This window comes from Streptomyces sp. NBC_00989 (genome assembly GCF_045162655.1).
Taxonomy (GTDB): domain Bacteria; phylum Actinomycetota; class Actinomycetes; order Streptomycetales; family Streptomycetaceae; genus Streptomyces.
Map to the genome: position 1 here is coordinate 9,336,462 of NZ_CP108728.1, position 14,920 is coordinate 9,351,381.

At 72.0% G+C, this 14,920-nt stretch carries 9 protein-coding genes; 6 read left to right on the forward strand and 3 right to left on the reverse strand.

Annotated features, from left to right (window positions below; translation table 11 throughout):
- Positions 1 to 5: 5 nt before the first annotated feature.
- Positions 6 to 827 (reverse strand): putative hydro-lyase, encoded by an 822-nt coding sequence (locus OG714_RS42010; protein ID WP_406129017.1) that lies wholly within the window; start codon positions 825 to 827, stop codon positions 6 to 8.
- Positions 824 to 2,143 carry an MFS transporter gene (locus OG714_RS42015; RefSeq protein WP_406129019.1) on the reverse strand — a complete coding sequence of 440 codons (1,320 nt, stop codon included), beginning with the start codon at positions 2,141 to 2,143 and terminating at the stop codon, positions 824 to 826. Before OG714_RS42015 ends, OG714_RS42010 begins: the two co-directional genes overlap by 4 nt.
- 169 nt (positions 2,144 to 2,312) lie before the next feature.
- Here OG714_RS42015 and OG714_RS42020 point away from each other — a divergent pair, with 169 nt between their 5' ends.
- From OG714_RS42020 to OG714_RS42035, 4 genes are all read left to right on the forward strand, one after another.
- A complete protein-coding gene (locus OG714_RS42020) occupies positions 2,313 to 3,020 on the forward strand; it encodes a GntR family transcriptional regulator (RefSeq protein ID WP_406129021.1) in 708 nt (235 codons plus the stop codon).
- A 99-nt stretch (positions 3,021 to 3,119) separates the two neighbouring features.
- Entirely contained in the window at positions 3,120 to 4,646 is a 1,527-nt protein-coding gene (locus OG714_RS42025; protein WP_406129022.1) for a hypothetical protein, read from the forward strand.
- Positions 4,647 to 4,782: 136 nt separating this feature from the next.
- Positions 4,783 to 5,661 carry a hypothetical protein gene (locus OG714_RS42030; RefSeq protein ID WP_406129024.1) on the forward strand — a complete coding sequence of 293 codons (879 nt, stop codon included), beginning with the start codon at positions 4,783 to 4,785 and terminating at the stop codon, positions 5,659 to 5,661.
- 49 nt (positions 5,662 to 5,710) lie between these two features.
- Positions 5,711 to 10,606: a hypothetical protein gene (locus OG714_RS42035; RefSeq protein WP_406129025.1), complete on the forward strand. Its 4,896-nt coding sequence runs from the start codon at positions 5,711 to 5,713 to the stop codon at positions 10,604 to 10,606.
- Positions 10,607 to 10,647: 41 nt separating this feature from the next.
- Here the strand turns inward: OG714_RS42035 and OG714_RS42040 are convergent, their stop codons facing one another.
- Entirely contained in the window at positions 10,648 to 11,250 is a 603-nt protein-coding gene (locus OG714_RS42040; RefSeq protein ID WP_406129027.1) for a hypothetical protein, read from the reverse strand.
- A gap of 416 nt (positions 11,251 to 11,666) precedes the next feature.
- Between OG714_RS42040 and OG714_RS42045 the strand changes: the two genes are divergently transcribed.
- Together OG714_RS42045 and OG714_RS42050 are read left to right on the forward strand one after the other, a co-directional pair.
- Complete coding sequence (locus tag OG714_RS42045; protein ID WP_406129029.1) at positions 11,667 to 14,489, forward strand: nitrate- and nitrite sensing domain-containing protein; 2,823 nt, start codon at positions 11,667 to 11,669, stop codon at positions 14,487 to 14,489.
- A complete protein-coding gene (locus tag OG714_RS42050) occupies positions 14,486 to 14,917 on the forward strand; it encodes a roadblock/LC7 domain-containing protein (protein WP_406129030.1) in 432 nt (143 codons plus the stop codon). Before OG714_RS42045 ends, OG714_RS42050 begins: the two co-directional genes overlap by 4 nt.
- Positions 14,918 to 14,920 lie beyond the last annotated feature (3 nt).

The window sequence follows — 14,920 nt, forward strand, 5'->3', positions numbered from 1 at the left end:
CCTGGTCAGGCGACGCGGTACTGCTCGTCGCGGGCGTCGGTGACGAACATCTGGCCCGGCGCGTGGGTGATCGCGAACGGCGGGCGGGACGCCATCACCGCGGCCTGCGGGGTCACTCCGCAGGCCCAGAACACCGGGATGTCGTCCGGCGCGGCGTCCACCGGATCACCGAAGTCCGGACGGGCGAGGTCGGCGATGCCGAGTCCCGAGGGATCGCCGCAGTGTACGGGGCTGCCGTGCACCGCCGGGAGCAGCGCGGTCTCCCGGATCGCCGTCGCCAGATGCTCCGGCGGCACCGGGCGCATCGACACCACCATCGGGCCGTGCAGCCGCCCCGCCGGGCGGCAGGGGCGGCCGGTCACGTACATCGGGACGTTGCGGCCCTGTTCGAGGTGGCGGATCGGGACGCCCGCCTCGCTCAGCGACCACTCGAAGGTGAAGCTGCAGCCGATCAGGAACGACACCAGGTCGTCGCGCCAGTACCCGCGCACGTCCGTCGGCTCGTCCACCAACTCGCCGTCCCGCCACACCCGGTAGCGCGGCAGATCGGTGCGCAGGTCCGCGCCGTCCGCGAGAACCGTCGCCCAGGAGCCGGCGTCCGTGACGTCGAGCACCGGACAGGGCTTCGGGTTGCGCTGGCAGAACAGCAGCATGTCGTAGGCCCAGTCGGCGGGCACCGAGATCAGGTTGACCTGGGTGTGGCCCGCCGCGACGCCGGCCGTGGGACCGGACAGTCCGGCCCGGAAGCGGGCCCGGGCGGAACGCGGGCTCCACGCGTACGCGTGCTCGTCGACGAGCGTCAGGGGACGGTCCTCCGTGCGGTTCACGCCAGTTCCTTTCCGCGGGTCTCGGGCAGTCCGAAGAGCGCCAGCGCCGCGATGCCGTAACCGATGGCCCCGAAGACGAGCGCTCCGCCCACACCCCAACTGTCGGCCAGGAAGCCCACCAGGGTCGGGAAGACGGCGCCCACCGCGCGGCCGGTGTTGTACGTGAAGCCCTGCCCGGTGCCGCGTACCGCCGTCGGGTACAGCTCGCTCAGGTACGAGCCGAAGCCGCTGAAGATCGCCGACATGCAGAACCCGAGCGGGAAACCGAGCACCAGGAGGAGGGTGTTGGCGCCGCTGGGAATGTGCGTGTACGCCAGGATGCAGATCGCCGAGAGCAGCGCGAAGAGCCAGATGTTGCGCTTGCGGCCCAGCACGTCGGTGAGGTAGCCGCCGGTCAGGTACCCCAGGAAGGCGCCGGAGATCAGGAAGGTCAGATAGCCGCCGGTGCCGACGACCGACAGGCCGCGCTCCGTCTTGAGGTATGTCGGTACCCAGGTGGCGAGGGTGTAGTAGCCGCCCTGGACGCCGGTGGAGAGCAGACCCGCGAAGACCGTCGTGCGCAGCAGGCCCGGTGCGTCGGCCGTGCCCGGCTTGAAGATCGCCGCGAACGAACCCTTCTGGACGTTCTGTTCGCGTACGGCCGTCGCCTCCGGGGCGTCGTGCACCCGGCGCCGTACCCAGATCACCAGCAGCGCGGGCAGCGCGCCGGTCCAGAACATCACCCGCCAGGCCAGGTCGTCGCCGAGGAACGAGAAGACCAGCGTGTAGACGACCGCCGCCAGCGCCCAGCCCACCGCCCAGGAGCTCTGGACCGCGCCGAGCGTACGGCCGCGGTGCTTGGGGCTCGCGTACTCGGCGACCAGGATCGCGCCGACCGCCCACTCGCCGCCGAAACCGAGGCCCTGGAGGGCGCGGAACACCAGCAGGGTCTCGTAGTTGGGCGCGAAGCCGCAGGCCACGGTGAAGACGGCGTAGGTGACCACCGTGATCATCAGGGCCTTGACGCGGCCGACCCGGTCGGCGAAGACGCCCGCGATGGCGCCCCCGACCGCGGAGACGACCAGCGTGACCGTGGTGAACAGGCCGGTCTGGCCACTGTTCAGGCCGAAGTACGCGGCAAGCGCGACCATGCTCAGCGGCAGCGTGAAGTAGTCGTAGGAGTCCAGGCCGTAGCCGCCGAACGCGCCGGCGAAGGCGCGGCGGCCGTTCGGACCGAGCGCGCGCAGCCAGGCCAACGCACCGTCGTCGGCGGTCAGTTCATCCCCGTCGGGCTGTGTTCCGGGGGTCAGGGCCTGAGGTGGAGGGGTCGTGCTCATGGGCACCTCGCAGAAGGAGGACGGAGGGTGCTGGGAGTGAGCAGGGCTGTGCGGAAGCCGTCGGCGCCGGGGTGAGCGGTGGCGCCTTGCCGAGAAAGGTAGAGGATCGTTGAACGATCCTTCAATACCCATGTTGTTTCGTTCTTGTATCTGCGGTTGAATTCCGGGCATGGCAGAGCAGATGGCGGGACTGGCCGACGACCGCGCCCTCCTGGGCCGTACGAGCACCGCGGAACGCGTCTCGGACATCCTCAGGAGCCGTATCGCGGAGGGCTATTTCCCGCCGGGCGCGCGGCTCTCGGAGGACAGCATCGGCGGGGCGCTCGGTGTGTCGCGCAACACACTCCGCGAGGCGTTCCGGCTGCTCACCCATGAGCGCCTGCTCGTCCACGAGTTGAACCGGGGCGTCTTCGTCCGGGTCCTGTCCGTCGAGGACGTGGGGGACATCTACCGCACCCGCCGCCTCGTCGAATGCGCCGTCGTACGCGGACTGGGCGAACCGCCGTACGCCCTCGAACAGCTCGCCGGGGCCGTGACGGAGGGGCAGGTGGCATCCGTCGAAGATGACTGGAAAGGAGTGGGTACGGCCAACATCCACTTCCACCGGGAACTCGTCGCCCTCGCCGGCAGCGCCCGCACCGACGAGCTGATGCGCAGCGTCTTCGCCGAACTCCGGCTCGCCTTCCACCTCGTGGACGACCCGAAGGCGCTCCACGAGCCGTACCTCCAGCGCAACCGCCTGATCCTCCAGGCGCTCCAGGCGGGCGACCGCGCCGAGGCCGAGAAACTGCTCGCGGTCTACCTCGACGACTCGCTCGAACGGGTCGTCGACGCGTACCGGCAACGGGTCGGCGAGGACGGCACGGCCGCCGACTGAAGACGGCACGCGCCCGACTGACCCGCACACACGGCTGAGGCGGTAGTCGCTTCTGCGTCGTTTGGGTCGTTGTCAGACCGAGGACCTAGTCTGTGCAGCGTGACTTCGCCTGCATCGACGGACAGCGTTCCGCCCCAGTTCAGCGCGGGGCCGCGCCCCGCCCCGGGCCCGGCCGCCGACGAGGGACTGGCGCGGCGACTGCGCGCGCTCGCCTGCACCGCGCCGCTGCACGACCTCGACGCACGCAAGGCCAACCTCGCGGGCGAGTACTCGGTCTACGGCATGGCGGAAGTGGCCCTCGCCGCCATCGACCTGGTCACCCTCAACATGGACTTCGACACCGGCGCGGACCACGACCAGATAGTGGCCAGGCTCATCCCGCGCATCGCCGCCCAGGCCCCGCAGCGCCCCGTCGTCGAGCACGAGCGCGTGGCCCGCTGGGTCCTGGAGAACCTGATCAACGTCGGCAGCGTCGACCGCGGCTTCCGCACGGTCTACGGCACGTTCGCCCAGGACGGCACGTATGTGCGCCGCGACTACGACTTCAAGCTGATCGAGGAGGTCCCCGGCTACGGCGGCAGCGTCTACCTCCGGACGACCGACGAGGCCGTCAACGTCCTGGTGGGCGCCCTCGACACCGACGTCACCAGTGCGCAGATCGCCGCCGAGGTGAAGCTTGAGGTGCTGATCAGCCGGGGCCGGCTCGCCGACGCGCAGCTCGCCGCGGAGCAGGCCCGGTACCGGACCGTGCAGTACTCGGAGACACTCCGGCGCGCGTTGGACGCCACGCGGCGCAACGTCCGCGCGGTGGACTGGCTCAACGCCGTGCCGGACATGATCGCCGAGGCCCTCGACCACGTCGCCGATCGGTACCGGCACGAGAACGCGATCCTGACCAACATCCGCAAGGCCCGTGACGAGTCCGAGGACGCCGAACAGAAGCGGCGCGCGGCCGAGTTGGTCGACATCGTCAAGGACTGCATCCGGCGGCACACGCAGCTTCAGTCGCGTCTCCTGGAGGCCGGGCCCCTGTTCCGTGCCGAGCAGGACCGGCAGGCCTTCGCCACGCCGATGACGACGTCGGGGATAGACCTCTACGGGCATCTCGTCTCGCCCGTTCTGCCCCTTCCTCTGGAGCAGGCGATCCGGGTCACGGACGCGTTCTTCGCTCGCGGGACCGGGTTGCGTACGCCGGTGTCCGTCCGGGTGGGGGATCTTGTCGACGTACTGCTGACGCCGCCGGCCGAGCGGGAGCATCTCGGTGCGGAGATGCCCGAGCCGGATCTCATCGCCACGCCGGACGACAGTCGGTTCAGCGAGGAGCAGTTGGCGGCGGCCATGGTGTTGCTCGATCTGCCTGCGGACGCGCCCCGGCGGTTGTCGGGGTTGCTGGCTGATGCGCGGCGTCAGGATGCGGAACTTCCTTATCTGGTTGCCCTGTTGGCCGTGCATGCGGCCAGTCCGCCCGTTGGTACGGCTTATCGGCAGGGGGAGCCGAAGTTGTTGTTCGCCGTGGATGACGGGGTTGAGCTGGACGATCCGGAGTTCGGTGGGGCCGATCTGATTGTGGGGATGGCCCTCTTGGACACGGTGGGGATGGCTGCGGGGCGGAGTGAGGCGGCGTGATGGGTCTGTTGTTTTTCGGGTGCGGGTCCGTTGTGGCTGGTCGCACCCACGCGGCGGAGCCGCAAATGTCACAGCCCCGCGTCCCTGGAGGGGCGCTTGACCTCGCCCTCGTTTTCAAGTTCAAGGAGTTGCAGTCGTGAGTGAGCAGGGCGAATGGAGTGAGCCGGAGGCTGCCGCCCCGGCGGTGAGTGCTGCGGTCACGCCCGCCGATGCCGCCGACGCGGCTCGCCTCGTCGCGTTCGGGTTGCAGCCGAAGTTGCAGCCCGCGCGGGATCAGGAGTACGCGGAGTTGCTCCGCCGATACCGCGAGGATTCGCCGTTCGCTCGGCTTGCCGACGCTGTGGCTGCTGGGCTTGGGCTGGTTGTGCTGGAGGTTTCCCCGCGCGCGGGGATGGCCGTAACCGCCGCCGAGGACTCGGTGTTCGCCGTGCGGATGGGGGACTACGCGCGTCGTACGGCCGCCGACTCCGGGGACCGGTTCCTGCACGGGCTGGCCCATCTCGCCGTCGCCGCCATGGCGTTTCCGCGGCCCGAGGATCTCGCCGACGACGGGTACATCGGGCGCGTCACGGTCAACGGGGTCGACGCCTTCGTACGGCAGGCCTGTCGGCGGCTGGAGGAGCGGGCCGACGAGCAGGGCATGAACACCGACCCGGCCACCGACGCGCCCGGCCTGGAGGCCGCCTGGCGGATCTGGGTCAGACGCAGCGCGACCGGAGCCACCAAAGACGCCCGGAGACTGGCCGGTTCGACCACCGGCATCGTCGGCAAGGCCGCCGTCTTCCTCACCGACTCCGGGTTCCTGCAACGCACTGGCGACGACAACGGCGGTACGTATCGCACGACCGCCCGTTATCAGCTCCAGGTGCGTGACATGGCCGGAAGCGCCGCCATGGCCGAGCTGTTGGAGCTGGGCGTCGTCCCCGTCACCGACGGCACCGCGAGCCTGATGCCCGCCGAGGACACCGAGGACCTGGAGCTGGTGGCCGACGCCGGACTGCCGTTCCACTCCTGAGATTCCTCAACTCCCCCCACCTGCCGAAGACTTACGACGAGAGTCCGCCATGTACGAGCTGTCCCGGGTCCGCCTCTACTCCATCGGGCCCGCCGGTGCGCGCTACGCCGACACCGTGCTTGACCTGCGAGGCGTGGGCAAGCCCGTGCCCGATCCCGCGCCCACCCAGGCGGAGTTCTTCGAGGACGAGCCCGTCGGGCCGCCGCGCCGCCCCGCGCCCGCCGGTGTGCTCTTCCTGGAGAACGGCGGCGGCAAGTCCGTCCTGCTCAAGCTGATCTTCTCCGTGATGCTGCCCGGTCACCGCAACACGCTCGGCGGCGCCAGCTCCGGTGTGCTGCGCAAGTTCCTCCTCGCGGACGACTGCGGCCATGTCGCCCTGGAGTGGCAGCACACGCTGACCGGCGAGTGCGTGGTGGTCGGCAAGGTCAGCGAGTGGCGGGGGCGTCAAGTCTCCAACGACCCGCGGAAGTTCGCCGAGGCCTGGTACTCGTTCCGGCCCGGGCCGGGGCTGAGCCTGGACAACCTCCCCGTCGCCGAGGCCACTTCCGTACGGCCGCCCGTCGAGGGCGCGTCCGGCGCGCAGGGCCGGCGGCGCACCATGAAGGGCTTCCGGGACGCCATCACCGAGGCGGGCAAGGCGTATCCGCACCTCGAAGTGCATTGGGAGGAGATCCACGACCGCTGGATCGAGCACCTCGGCGACCTCGGCCTCGACCCCGAACTCTTCCGCTACCAGCGGGAGATGAACGCCGACGAGGGCGAGGCCGCCGGTCTCTTCGCCGTCAAGAAGGACTCCGACTTCACCGACCTGCTGCTGCGCGCGGTCACCGACACCCGGGACACCGACGGGCTCGCCGACCTGGTCGGCGGCTTCGGCAACAAGCTGGGGCGGCGGGCCGAACTGATCGCCGAGCGGGACTTCACGGCCGGTTCCGTGGACCTGCTCGGCCGCATCGTCGAGGCCGCCGAGGCGCGGGCACGCGCGCGTGACATCCACGCCGGCGCCGAGCGCCGTACACGTACTTTGGCGCGCCGGCTGTCCGCGCGGGGCGCGCAGGAGCGGGTGCGGGCCGCCGACCTCGCCCAGCGGGTCACCGCCGCCGCGTACGCCGTCACGCACGCCGAGGGGGCGCGGGAGCGCAGCGCGCTGATCGCCGCCGAACTGGCTTACCGGCACGCCTCGTTGGCGCTCGCCACGATGGAGAAGTCCGCCGCCGCGCAGAAGCGCGAGCTGGCCGACGCCCGCACGCTGCACGCCGCCTGGCAGGCCGCCGAGGCGGTGCTACGGCACCGTGCCGCCGCCGACCGCTCCGCGCGCGTGGCCGTCGCCATCCGCGAGGCCGAGCGGGACGCCGCACCGGCGCTCGCCGCCCGCGCCAAGGCCGCCGTCGATCTCGTCAAGGCCCTGCACGAGGCCGCCGAGAGCGCCGAGAACCTCGCCAACGAGGGCGAGGAGCGCTCCGCCGCGCTCCAGGAGGTCGGCGAGACCTCGCACCGGGACGCGACCTCCGCCGCCACCGAGGCGCAGCGCGCCCGCAGCGAGGTCGGGCATCTGCGGCAGCGCCTGTCCGAGGTCGAGCAGGAGACCGCCGAGGCGGTGCGCGCCGGTTGGCTCGACGACAGCGCCCCCGACGCCGACCCGGCCCGTGCCGCCCTCGCCGCGAGCGACGCCGAGAAGACCGCCGTGGCCTCCTGGGACACCGCGCGCGAGGCGTCCCGCCGGGCCTCCGAGCACGCCCGCGAAGCGGCTTCCGCCGAGTCCCGCGCGGAGTTGACGGCGGCCCGCGCGTCCGACGCGGCCACCGCCGCCGAGCGGACCTACGACGCGGAGCGGCGCCTCGCGGAGGGACTGGCGGGGGAGGAGCGGCTCGCGGAGCTGCTCAGCTTGCCTGGTGCTGGTGCTGGTGCTGGTGCTGGTGCTGGTGCCGGTGGCGGTGGCGCTGCGGGCGGTAGCGGTGGTGTGCCGGTGCCGCGTGGTGCGGGCGGTGAGCGTGCGTCTGACGGGGCGGCGACGGGGCAGGGTGATGCCGGGGTCGCAGGCGGCGCGGGCTCGCGCTCGGGTGCCTCTGATGACGCTGATGGTGCCGAGTCGGACGCGCGGACCGGCGCCTCAGCCAACACCGCTTCAGCCAACAGCCTTGCCGCAAGCGGCCGTTCCGCCGCTAACGCCTCCTCGGTGGCCCACCTCGGTGCCGCCAAGCCCGCCCGCCCCCTCGCCGAAGGCCCCCTCACCCCCGAGGAACTCGACCGCTTCGCCGACGAGTTGCGCGAGCTGCTCGACGACGGGGTCTCCTCGTCCGAGCGACAGCTCTTCGACCTGCGCACCGCCGCCGCCGACGATGCCCGCATCCTCGGGGCACTCGGTGACGGCGGGCTGCTGCCGCCCGGCCCGGACGTGCTGGCCACCGTCGAGTACCTCGGCGAGCACGGCATCCCGGCCCTGCCCGGCTGGCGTTACCTCGCCCAGGCCGTCGACCCCACCGACCACGCGCGCGTGCTCGCCGCCCGGCCCGAACTGGTCGACGGCGTGATCATCACGGACCCGGACACGCACGCGCGTGCCCGTGAGGCACTGAACGACGCGGCCCTGCTGCCCCGGTCCGCCGTAGCGGTCGGTACGGCAGCCGCCCTGCTCGCCCCGACTCCGGCGCCCGACGCGCAGACCAGTGACGTCTTCCTCGTACCGCCGAACCCGGCCATGCACGACGAGCACGCCGCCGACGAGGAGCGGCAGGCGCTGCGCGCGCGGGCGGGGCAGCGGGACGAGGAGATCCGTACGCTCGCCGCACGGCTCGGCAAGGACCGGGAGCTGGCGGCTCGGCTCGCGTCCTGGCGCACCGGCTGCCCGAGCGGGCGCCTGGTCGAACTGGCGCAGGCAGCGCAGGACACGCGTGCGTTCGCCGAGGAGGCCGAGGCCGAGCTCGCCGAGGCGCGGACCGTGCGGGCCGAGGCCGACGAAGCCGCCGCCGAGGCCGCCCAGGTGCGCGACGAACGGCAGGAGGCCGCGCAGAAGGCCCGGCGGGCCGCCGACGCCCTCGCCGGACTCGCCTTCCGGCTGCGGGAACGCGCGGGCTGGCAGGTCAAACTGCGTGAACTCGCCGACGAGGCAGCCGAGTCGGAGGCCCGCGCCCAGTCCTGCCTGGAGCGCGCCCGCGCCGCCGACGAGGACCGCCGCGCCGCCCAGCGCGCCGCCGACGACGCCCGCCGCACGGCCCGTGCGCTGCGCGCCGAGCGCTCCGAGATCGCGGGCGCCCCCGACGACGTACCGGAAGACGACCCGGACGCACCCAAGCCCGCGCTGCCCGCCCTCCGTGAGGCCTACCGGGCCGCCTCGCAGCTCTACGAGAAGGTCGGCGTCGGCGCCGATCTGCGGGCCGAGCAGGCGCGGGCGGAGAGCGACGAGAGCGCGGCGATCGCCGAGTTGGACCGGGTCAGCAACAAGGTCCGCACGCGCGCGGCGCAGTTGCTCCAGTCACCCGACGGCTCCGACGGGCCCTCCCGGCAGGCCGCCGCGGCACGTGCCGAGGAACTGGTGCAGCTGCTGGAGACCCGGGTGTCGACCGCGAGCGAGCAGCTCGGGCGGCTGCGCGGCGAGGCCGAGCGGCACGCGCCCGAGGACGGCGAGGCGCACACCGAGCTGGCCGAGGAACTGGTCCCGCGCGACGCCGAGCACGCCCAGGCGCTGCTGCGCACGGCGACGGCCGAACTCGGCTCCCGCACCGACGCGTTGGGCCAGGCCCGCGAGGCGCACGCCGAACTCCTCGACGCCCACCGCGCCGCCGAGGACGGGGCCGGCGGCTTCGACGAGACCGCCGCGATGCTCCGGGACCTGATGCGCGAGCACTCGTCGGACGAGGAGCAGGAGGAGCCCGAGCCGTACCCGGGCAGCGTGGAGGAGGCCCGGCACTCAGCCGCCGAGGCCCGCCGCTCGCTGCGCGGCTGCGCCGCCGACCTGTCCGCCGCCGAGAGCGCCGTACGCGAGGCGAGCGATGTGCTCGTGCGGCACGCCAACTCCACGCGCTACGAGCAGGTACGCACCCCCGCGCGGCAGCAGATCCGTGAGCTGCCCGCGTCCGCGCTGCCTGAGCACGCGCAGAAGTGGGCCGATGCCTTCGCGCCCCGACTCCGGGTCCTTACCGACGAGTTGGCGCAATTGGAGCGCAACCGCGACTCGATCGTGGACCGGCTCCGCGGGCTCGTCGAGTCGGCGCTGGCGACCCTGCGCTCCGCGCAGCGGCTGTCCCGGCTGCCCGAGGGGCTCGGCGAGTGGTCCGGGCAGGAGTTCCTGCGCATCCGCTTCGAGGAGCCCGACCAGGCCACGCTCACCGAGCGGCTCGGTGTGGTCGTCGACGAGGCGACCCGGGCCGCCGTGAAGAAGAACTCCGACATGCGGCGCGACGGAATGTCCCTGCTGCTGAGGGGAGTTGGGGCAGCCCTTGAACCCAAGGGTGTCGCCGTCGAGATCCTCAAGCCGGACGCCGTCCTGCGTGCCGAGCGGGTGCCCGTCGGGCAGATGGGCGACGTGTTCTCCGGCGGTCAGCTGCTCACGGCGGCCATCGCCCTGTACTGCACGATGGCCGCGCTGCGCTCCAACGACCGGGGCCGCGACAAGCACCGGCACGCCGGCACGCTCTTCCTCGACAACCCCATCGGGCGGGCCAACGCGACGTACCTGCTGGAGTTGCAGCGTGCCGTGTCCGACGCGCTCGGTGTCCAACTCCTGTACACCACCGGCCTGTTCGACACGACGGCACTGGCCGAGTTCCCGCTGGTGATCCGGCTGCGCAACGACGCCGACCTGCGGGCGGGCCTGAAATACATCAGCGTGGAGGAGCACCTCCGGCCGGGCCTGCCGCAGCAGGCCCAAGCCGGAGAGGGAGAGTCGGTGCACAGCGAGATCACCGCGACCCGGATGTTCAAGCGTCCGGCGCCGACCGCTCCGTAGACGGACGTCATCCGCGGGCGAACGCCATCCGTGCGCGGATCTCAGGAGTGCGACAGCTGCCCGGCGCCGCTCTTGCGGGCTATCCGCTCCTGCGCCCGCTCACTGGACCGCGCCTGACGTTGGGCCCGACGCCGCTCGCGGCGGAGGGCCCTTGCCGTGCTGCTGGGCTCGGAGACCACGCCATTGCGCTGGTTCCACATCTGGCGCGTCACCCATACGTCGAGGGCGCCCCAGGTGGCCACCACCGTGCTGACCACGCTGCTGATCACCATCGGGAACGCCAGCCAGGACCCGGCCATCGTGCACAGGAAGGCCACCGTCGCCTGGATCAGCGTCACGGCGATGATGAGCACCGCCCGCACGGCCGCCGTACGCACCGGATCGGGCAGCCGGCGCCGACGCGCGGGCTCCTCGATCCACAACGGCCGGTAGTACTCCTGCTGTTGCCCCGTCGATCGAGCCGGGCGCGGCTCGTCGAAGTCCGCCGCGGCCGGCTCGCCCGAGGCCCTCGGAGCCTCGCCGCCACCCGTCGCCCTGCCACCGTCCGCCGGAATGTCGCGATCCGGTGCCTCACGGCGCCGCTGCACCGTCGACCGCGCCGCCACGCCGTCCTCAAGCGCCTCTTGCCGCTCCGCCGTGCCCATCAACGTGTCCTCCCCACCGCCGGTACACCACTCGCCCGGAGCCCGAAGACTCCGCTCCCCAGTGGGTGCCCGGCTTGCGCTGTTTTACGCCGCACGGTTGCGGATGCGGCTCGTGTGGCCGGTTCCGCCCCCACGTCCCGTAGAGAAAGACGAACAACTTGCCACGAAGATTCCCAACGGACGAAAAATTCCGGCCAACTGGCCAAGTGAACCGATCGGATGGGGTGTGGTGATCCGGGGGATATCGGGGCGGCAATCTCCCGCAATGCCCTGACAACTCCCCATGTCTCGTTGCTGTTGCGGACGTTCACGCCCCGGACAGCTCTTCGAGTTACCTCTGTGTCAGTAGTAGGCTCGCGCCGTTTGTTGACGTACATGTGTACCCCCGGTCGGCGGGGGTCCAGCTGGGGGAGGCCATGCGCTTTCGCGGGAAGTCCATCCGCCGGAAGATCGTGGCGCTCCTTCTCGTGCCGCTCGTGTCCCTGACCGCGATCTGGGCGTTCGCCACGTTCCTCACCGGCCGGGCGGCCGGAGACCTGTTCAACGTGTCGTCGGTCGTCGAGAAGATCGGCTATCCCACCGAGGACACGGTCCGCGTCATCCAGCAGGAACGCCGGCAGTCGCTCGTCTATCTCGCCGACCCGCGCGCCGCCGACGGGCTCACGGATCTCAAGCGCAGCCGCGCCGCGACCGACGCGGCCGTCGCCAAGATCCGCAAGAACGCACAGAACCCGGACGTGCGCGACGCGATGGGGCAGGCCACCGACAGCCGCGTCGCCGCGGTCCTCGACGCCTTCGACGGCCTCCAGTCCCTGCGGCGCAGCGTCGAGGACGGCACCGTCAACCGTGGCCAGGCCCTCGGCCTCTACAACCACCTGGTCGACCCGTGCTACGTGCTGCTGTCCAACCTCCACGTCGTCGACAACGTCGAGATGGACAAGCAGTACCGCGCCCTCGTCAACCTCGCCCGCGCCCGCGAGTTCCTCTCCCGTGAGGACGCTCTGCTCGGCTCATCCCTGATCGTCGGCAAGCTCACCCGGGACGAGACCCGCGACATCTCCGACCTGGTCGCCCAGCGCACCCTGATGTACGACGTCAACCTGCCGCTGCTGCCCTCCGCGGAGCGCGGCCACTTCGAACGCTTCTGGAAGAACGCGGCCAGCGCCCCGCTGCGCGTGGCCGAACAGGCCGCCTCCTCCACCACGTCCGGTACGCCCGCCAACGTCACCGCACAGACCTGGAACACCGCGGCCGGTGCCGTGCTGGCCAAGCTCGGCACCCTCGACGACCAGGCCAACGACCGCTACCAGGACCGCGTTCGCCCGGTCGCGATGAGCGTCATCCTCAAGGCGGCCGTAGCCGGTGTCCTCGGACTGATCGCCCTCCTGTTCTCGCTCTTCCTGTCGGTGCGCATCGGCCGCGGCCTCATCCGCGACCTGCGCCAACTGCGCCTGGACGCCCATGAGGCGTCCGGCGTCCGGCTGCCCAGCGTGATGCGCCGGCTGTCCGTCGGCGAAGTGGTCGACGTGGAGACCGAGGTCCCGCGCCTGGAGTACGACCGGAACGAGATCGGCGACGTCGGCCAGGCCCTCAACACCCTGCAGCGCGCCGCTGTCGAGGCCGCCGTCAAGCAGGCCGAACTGCGGTCGGGTGTCTCCGAGGTGTTCGTCAACCTCGCCCGGCGCAGCCAGGTCCTGCTGCACAAGCAGCTCACCCTGCTCGACACCATGGAGCGCAGGACCGAGGACACCGACGAACTCGCCGACCTGTTCCGCCTCGACCACCTGACGACCCGTATGCGCCGCCACGCCGAGGGCCTGGTGATCCTCTCCGGGGCCGCACCGTCGCGGCAGTGGCGCAAGCCGGTCCAGCTCATGGACATCGTCCGCGCGGCCGTCGCCGAGGTCGAGGACTACGAGCGCATCGAGGTCCGACGGCTGCCGCGCATCGCCGTCACCGGCCCCGCCGTGGCCGACCTCACCCACCTGGTGGCCGAACTCCTGGAGAACGCCACGGTGTTCTCCCCGCCGCACACCGCCGTCCAGGTCGTCGGGGAGCGGGTCGCGAACGGCTTCACCCTGGAGATCCACGACCGCGGCCTCGGCATGGCGGCCGACGCGCTCCTGGACGCCAACCTCCGGCTCGCCGAGACACCGGAGTTCGAACTCTCCGACACCGACCGCCTCGGCCTCTTCGTGGTCAGCCGGCTCGCCCAGCGGCAGAACGTCCGTGTCTCGCTCCAGCCCTCCCCGTACGGCGGCACCACCGCGGTCGTGTTCATCCCTGACGCCCTGCTGAGCGACGAGGTCCCGGACACCAACGGCATCGGCTTCCGCCTCGACCGGCCCCGGCCGACGAAGGAGGCCGAGCTGGAGGAGAGCCGCCGCTCCGCGCTCTCCCAGGTGCCCGTGAAACTCCCCGGCCTGCCGCCCGCTCTTCTGGACGGCCCGGTCGAACTGGAAGCCCCCGTCGACCTGGACGCCCTCGAAGGCTTCCCCGACGGACTCGACGAGGAGGACGGCGAGCGCGGCGGGATCTTCCGCCCCCGCCGCGCCTCCACCCACCGGGACGACCTCGCCCCCGTCCGCCCCGTGGAGCAGCATCAGCAGGTCGCCGAGGCCGATACGGACGGCCACCGCAGCGACCCGCTTCCGCTGCCCCGACGCCGTACGCCGAAGCTGGTCAGCTCGCACGGACGCCCGGTCGTCGAGCAGCGCTCCCGACGCGAGATCGGGGACTCCGTAGAGGCCGATTTCGGCGGTCCTTCCACGGCCCCGAGCCTGGGCGGACCGGAGGCGGACGGCCCCGCACCCCTTCCGGCCCGGCGACGCGGTGACACGCCGCTACGCCGCCGTACCGACGTGCCGGGCGGTCGCGCCGACTCCGCGCAGCCCCCCGCTTCCCCGGGACGCGGCCTCGGCGAGCCGCCCGAGACGCCCGCCCTCCCCAGGCGCACCAGGCGTGCCGAGATCGCGGCCGGTGCCCCGGACTCCGACACCCCGTCGAACACCGGAGCTTTGCCCAGACGCGTACGCCAGGCCAATCTGGCCCCGCAGCTGAAAAAGGACCCCGACCGGCGCGCCGCGAGCCCGGCGGAGGTCGCCGAACGCGACGCCGACGAGGTGCGCAGCCGTATGGCATCGCTCCAGCGCGGCTGGCAGCGCGGCCGCGAGGAGAACGCCGAGGGCGACGACGCCCAAGGCGGCACAGCACAAGGAACTAAGGGGGACGGTCGATGACCGCACCAGAGGCGACCGGCCACAGCACCGACCAACGCGGGCTGAACTGGCTGCTCGACGACCTCGTCGAGCGCGTCGCCAGCATCCGCAAGGCCATCGTGCTCTCCGGCGACGGCCTCGCCACCGGCGTGTCCCAGGACCTGACCCGCGAGGACAGCGAACACCTGGCCGCCGTGGCCTCCGGCTTCCACAGCCTCGCCAAGGGCGTCGGCCGCCACTTCGAGGCGGGCAGCGTCCGGCAGACGGTCGTCGAACTCGACGAGGCCTTCCTGTTCGTGACGGCCGCGGGCGACGGCAGCTGCCTCGCCGTCCTCGCGGACGCCGACTCGGACGTCGGACAGGTCGCCTACGAGATGACACTGCTCGTGAAGCGGGTCGGTGTGCATCTGGGGGCCGCTCCGCGCACCGACCTGTCCTCCGGCGGGTAGTGG

Excerpts from the sequence above, each read along its gene's own strand:
- OG714_RS42015 (WP_406129019.1), bottom strand. The coding sequence starts at position 2,143 with ATGAGCACGACCCCTCCACCTCAGGCCCTGACCCCCGGAACACAGCCC.
- OG714_RS42035 (WP_406129025.1), top strand. The coding sequence starts at position 5,711 with ATGTACGAGCTGTCCCGGGTCCGCCTCTACTCCATCGGGCCCGCCGGT.
- OG714_RS42050 (WP_406129030.1), top strand. The coding sequence starts at position 14,486 with ATGACCGCACCAGAGGCGACCGGCCACAGCACCGACCAACGCGGGCTG.
- OG714_RS42020 (WP_406129021.1), top strand. The coding sequence starts at position 2,313 with ATGGCAGAGCAGATGGCGGGACTGGCCGACGACCGCGCCCTCCTGGGC.
- OG714_RS42045 (WP_406129029.1), top strand. The coding sequence starts at position 11,667 with ATGCGCTTTCGCGGGAAGTCCATCCGCCGGAAGATCGTGGCGCTCCTT.
- OG714_RS42040 (WP_406129027.1), bottom strand. The coding sequence starts at position 11,250 with ATGGGCACGGCGGAGCGGCAAGAGGCGCTTGAGGACGGCGTGGCGGCG.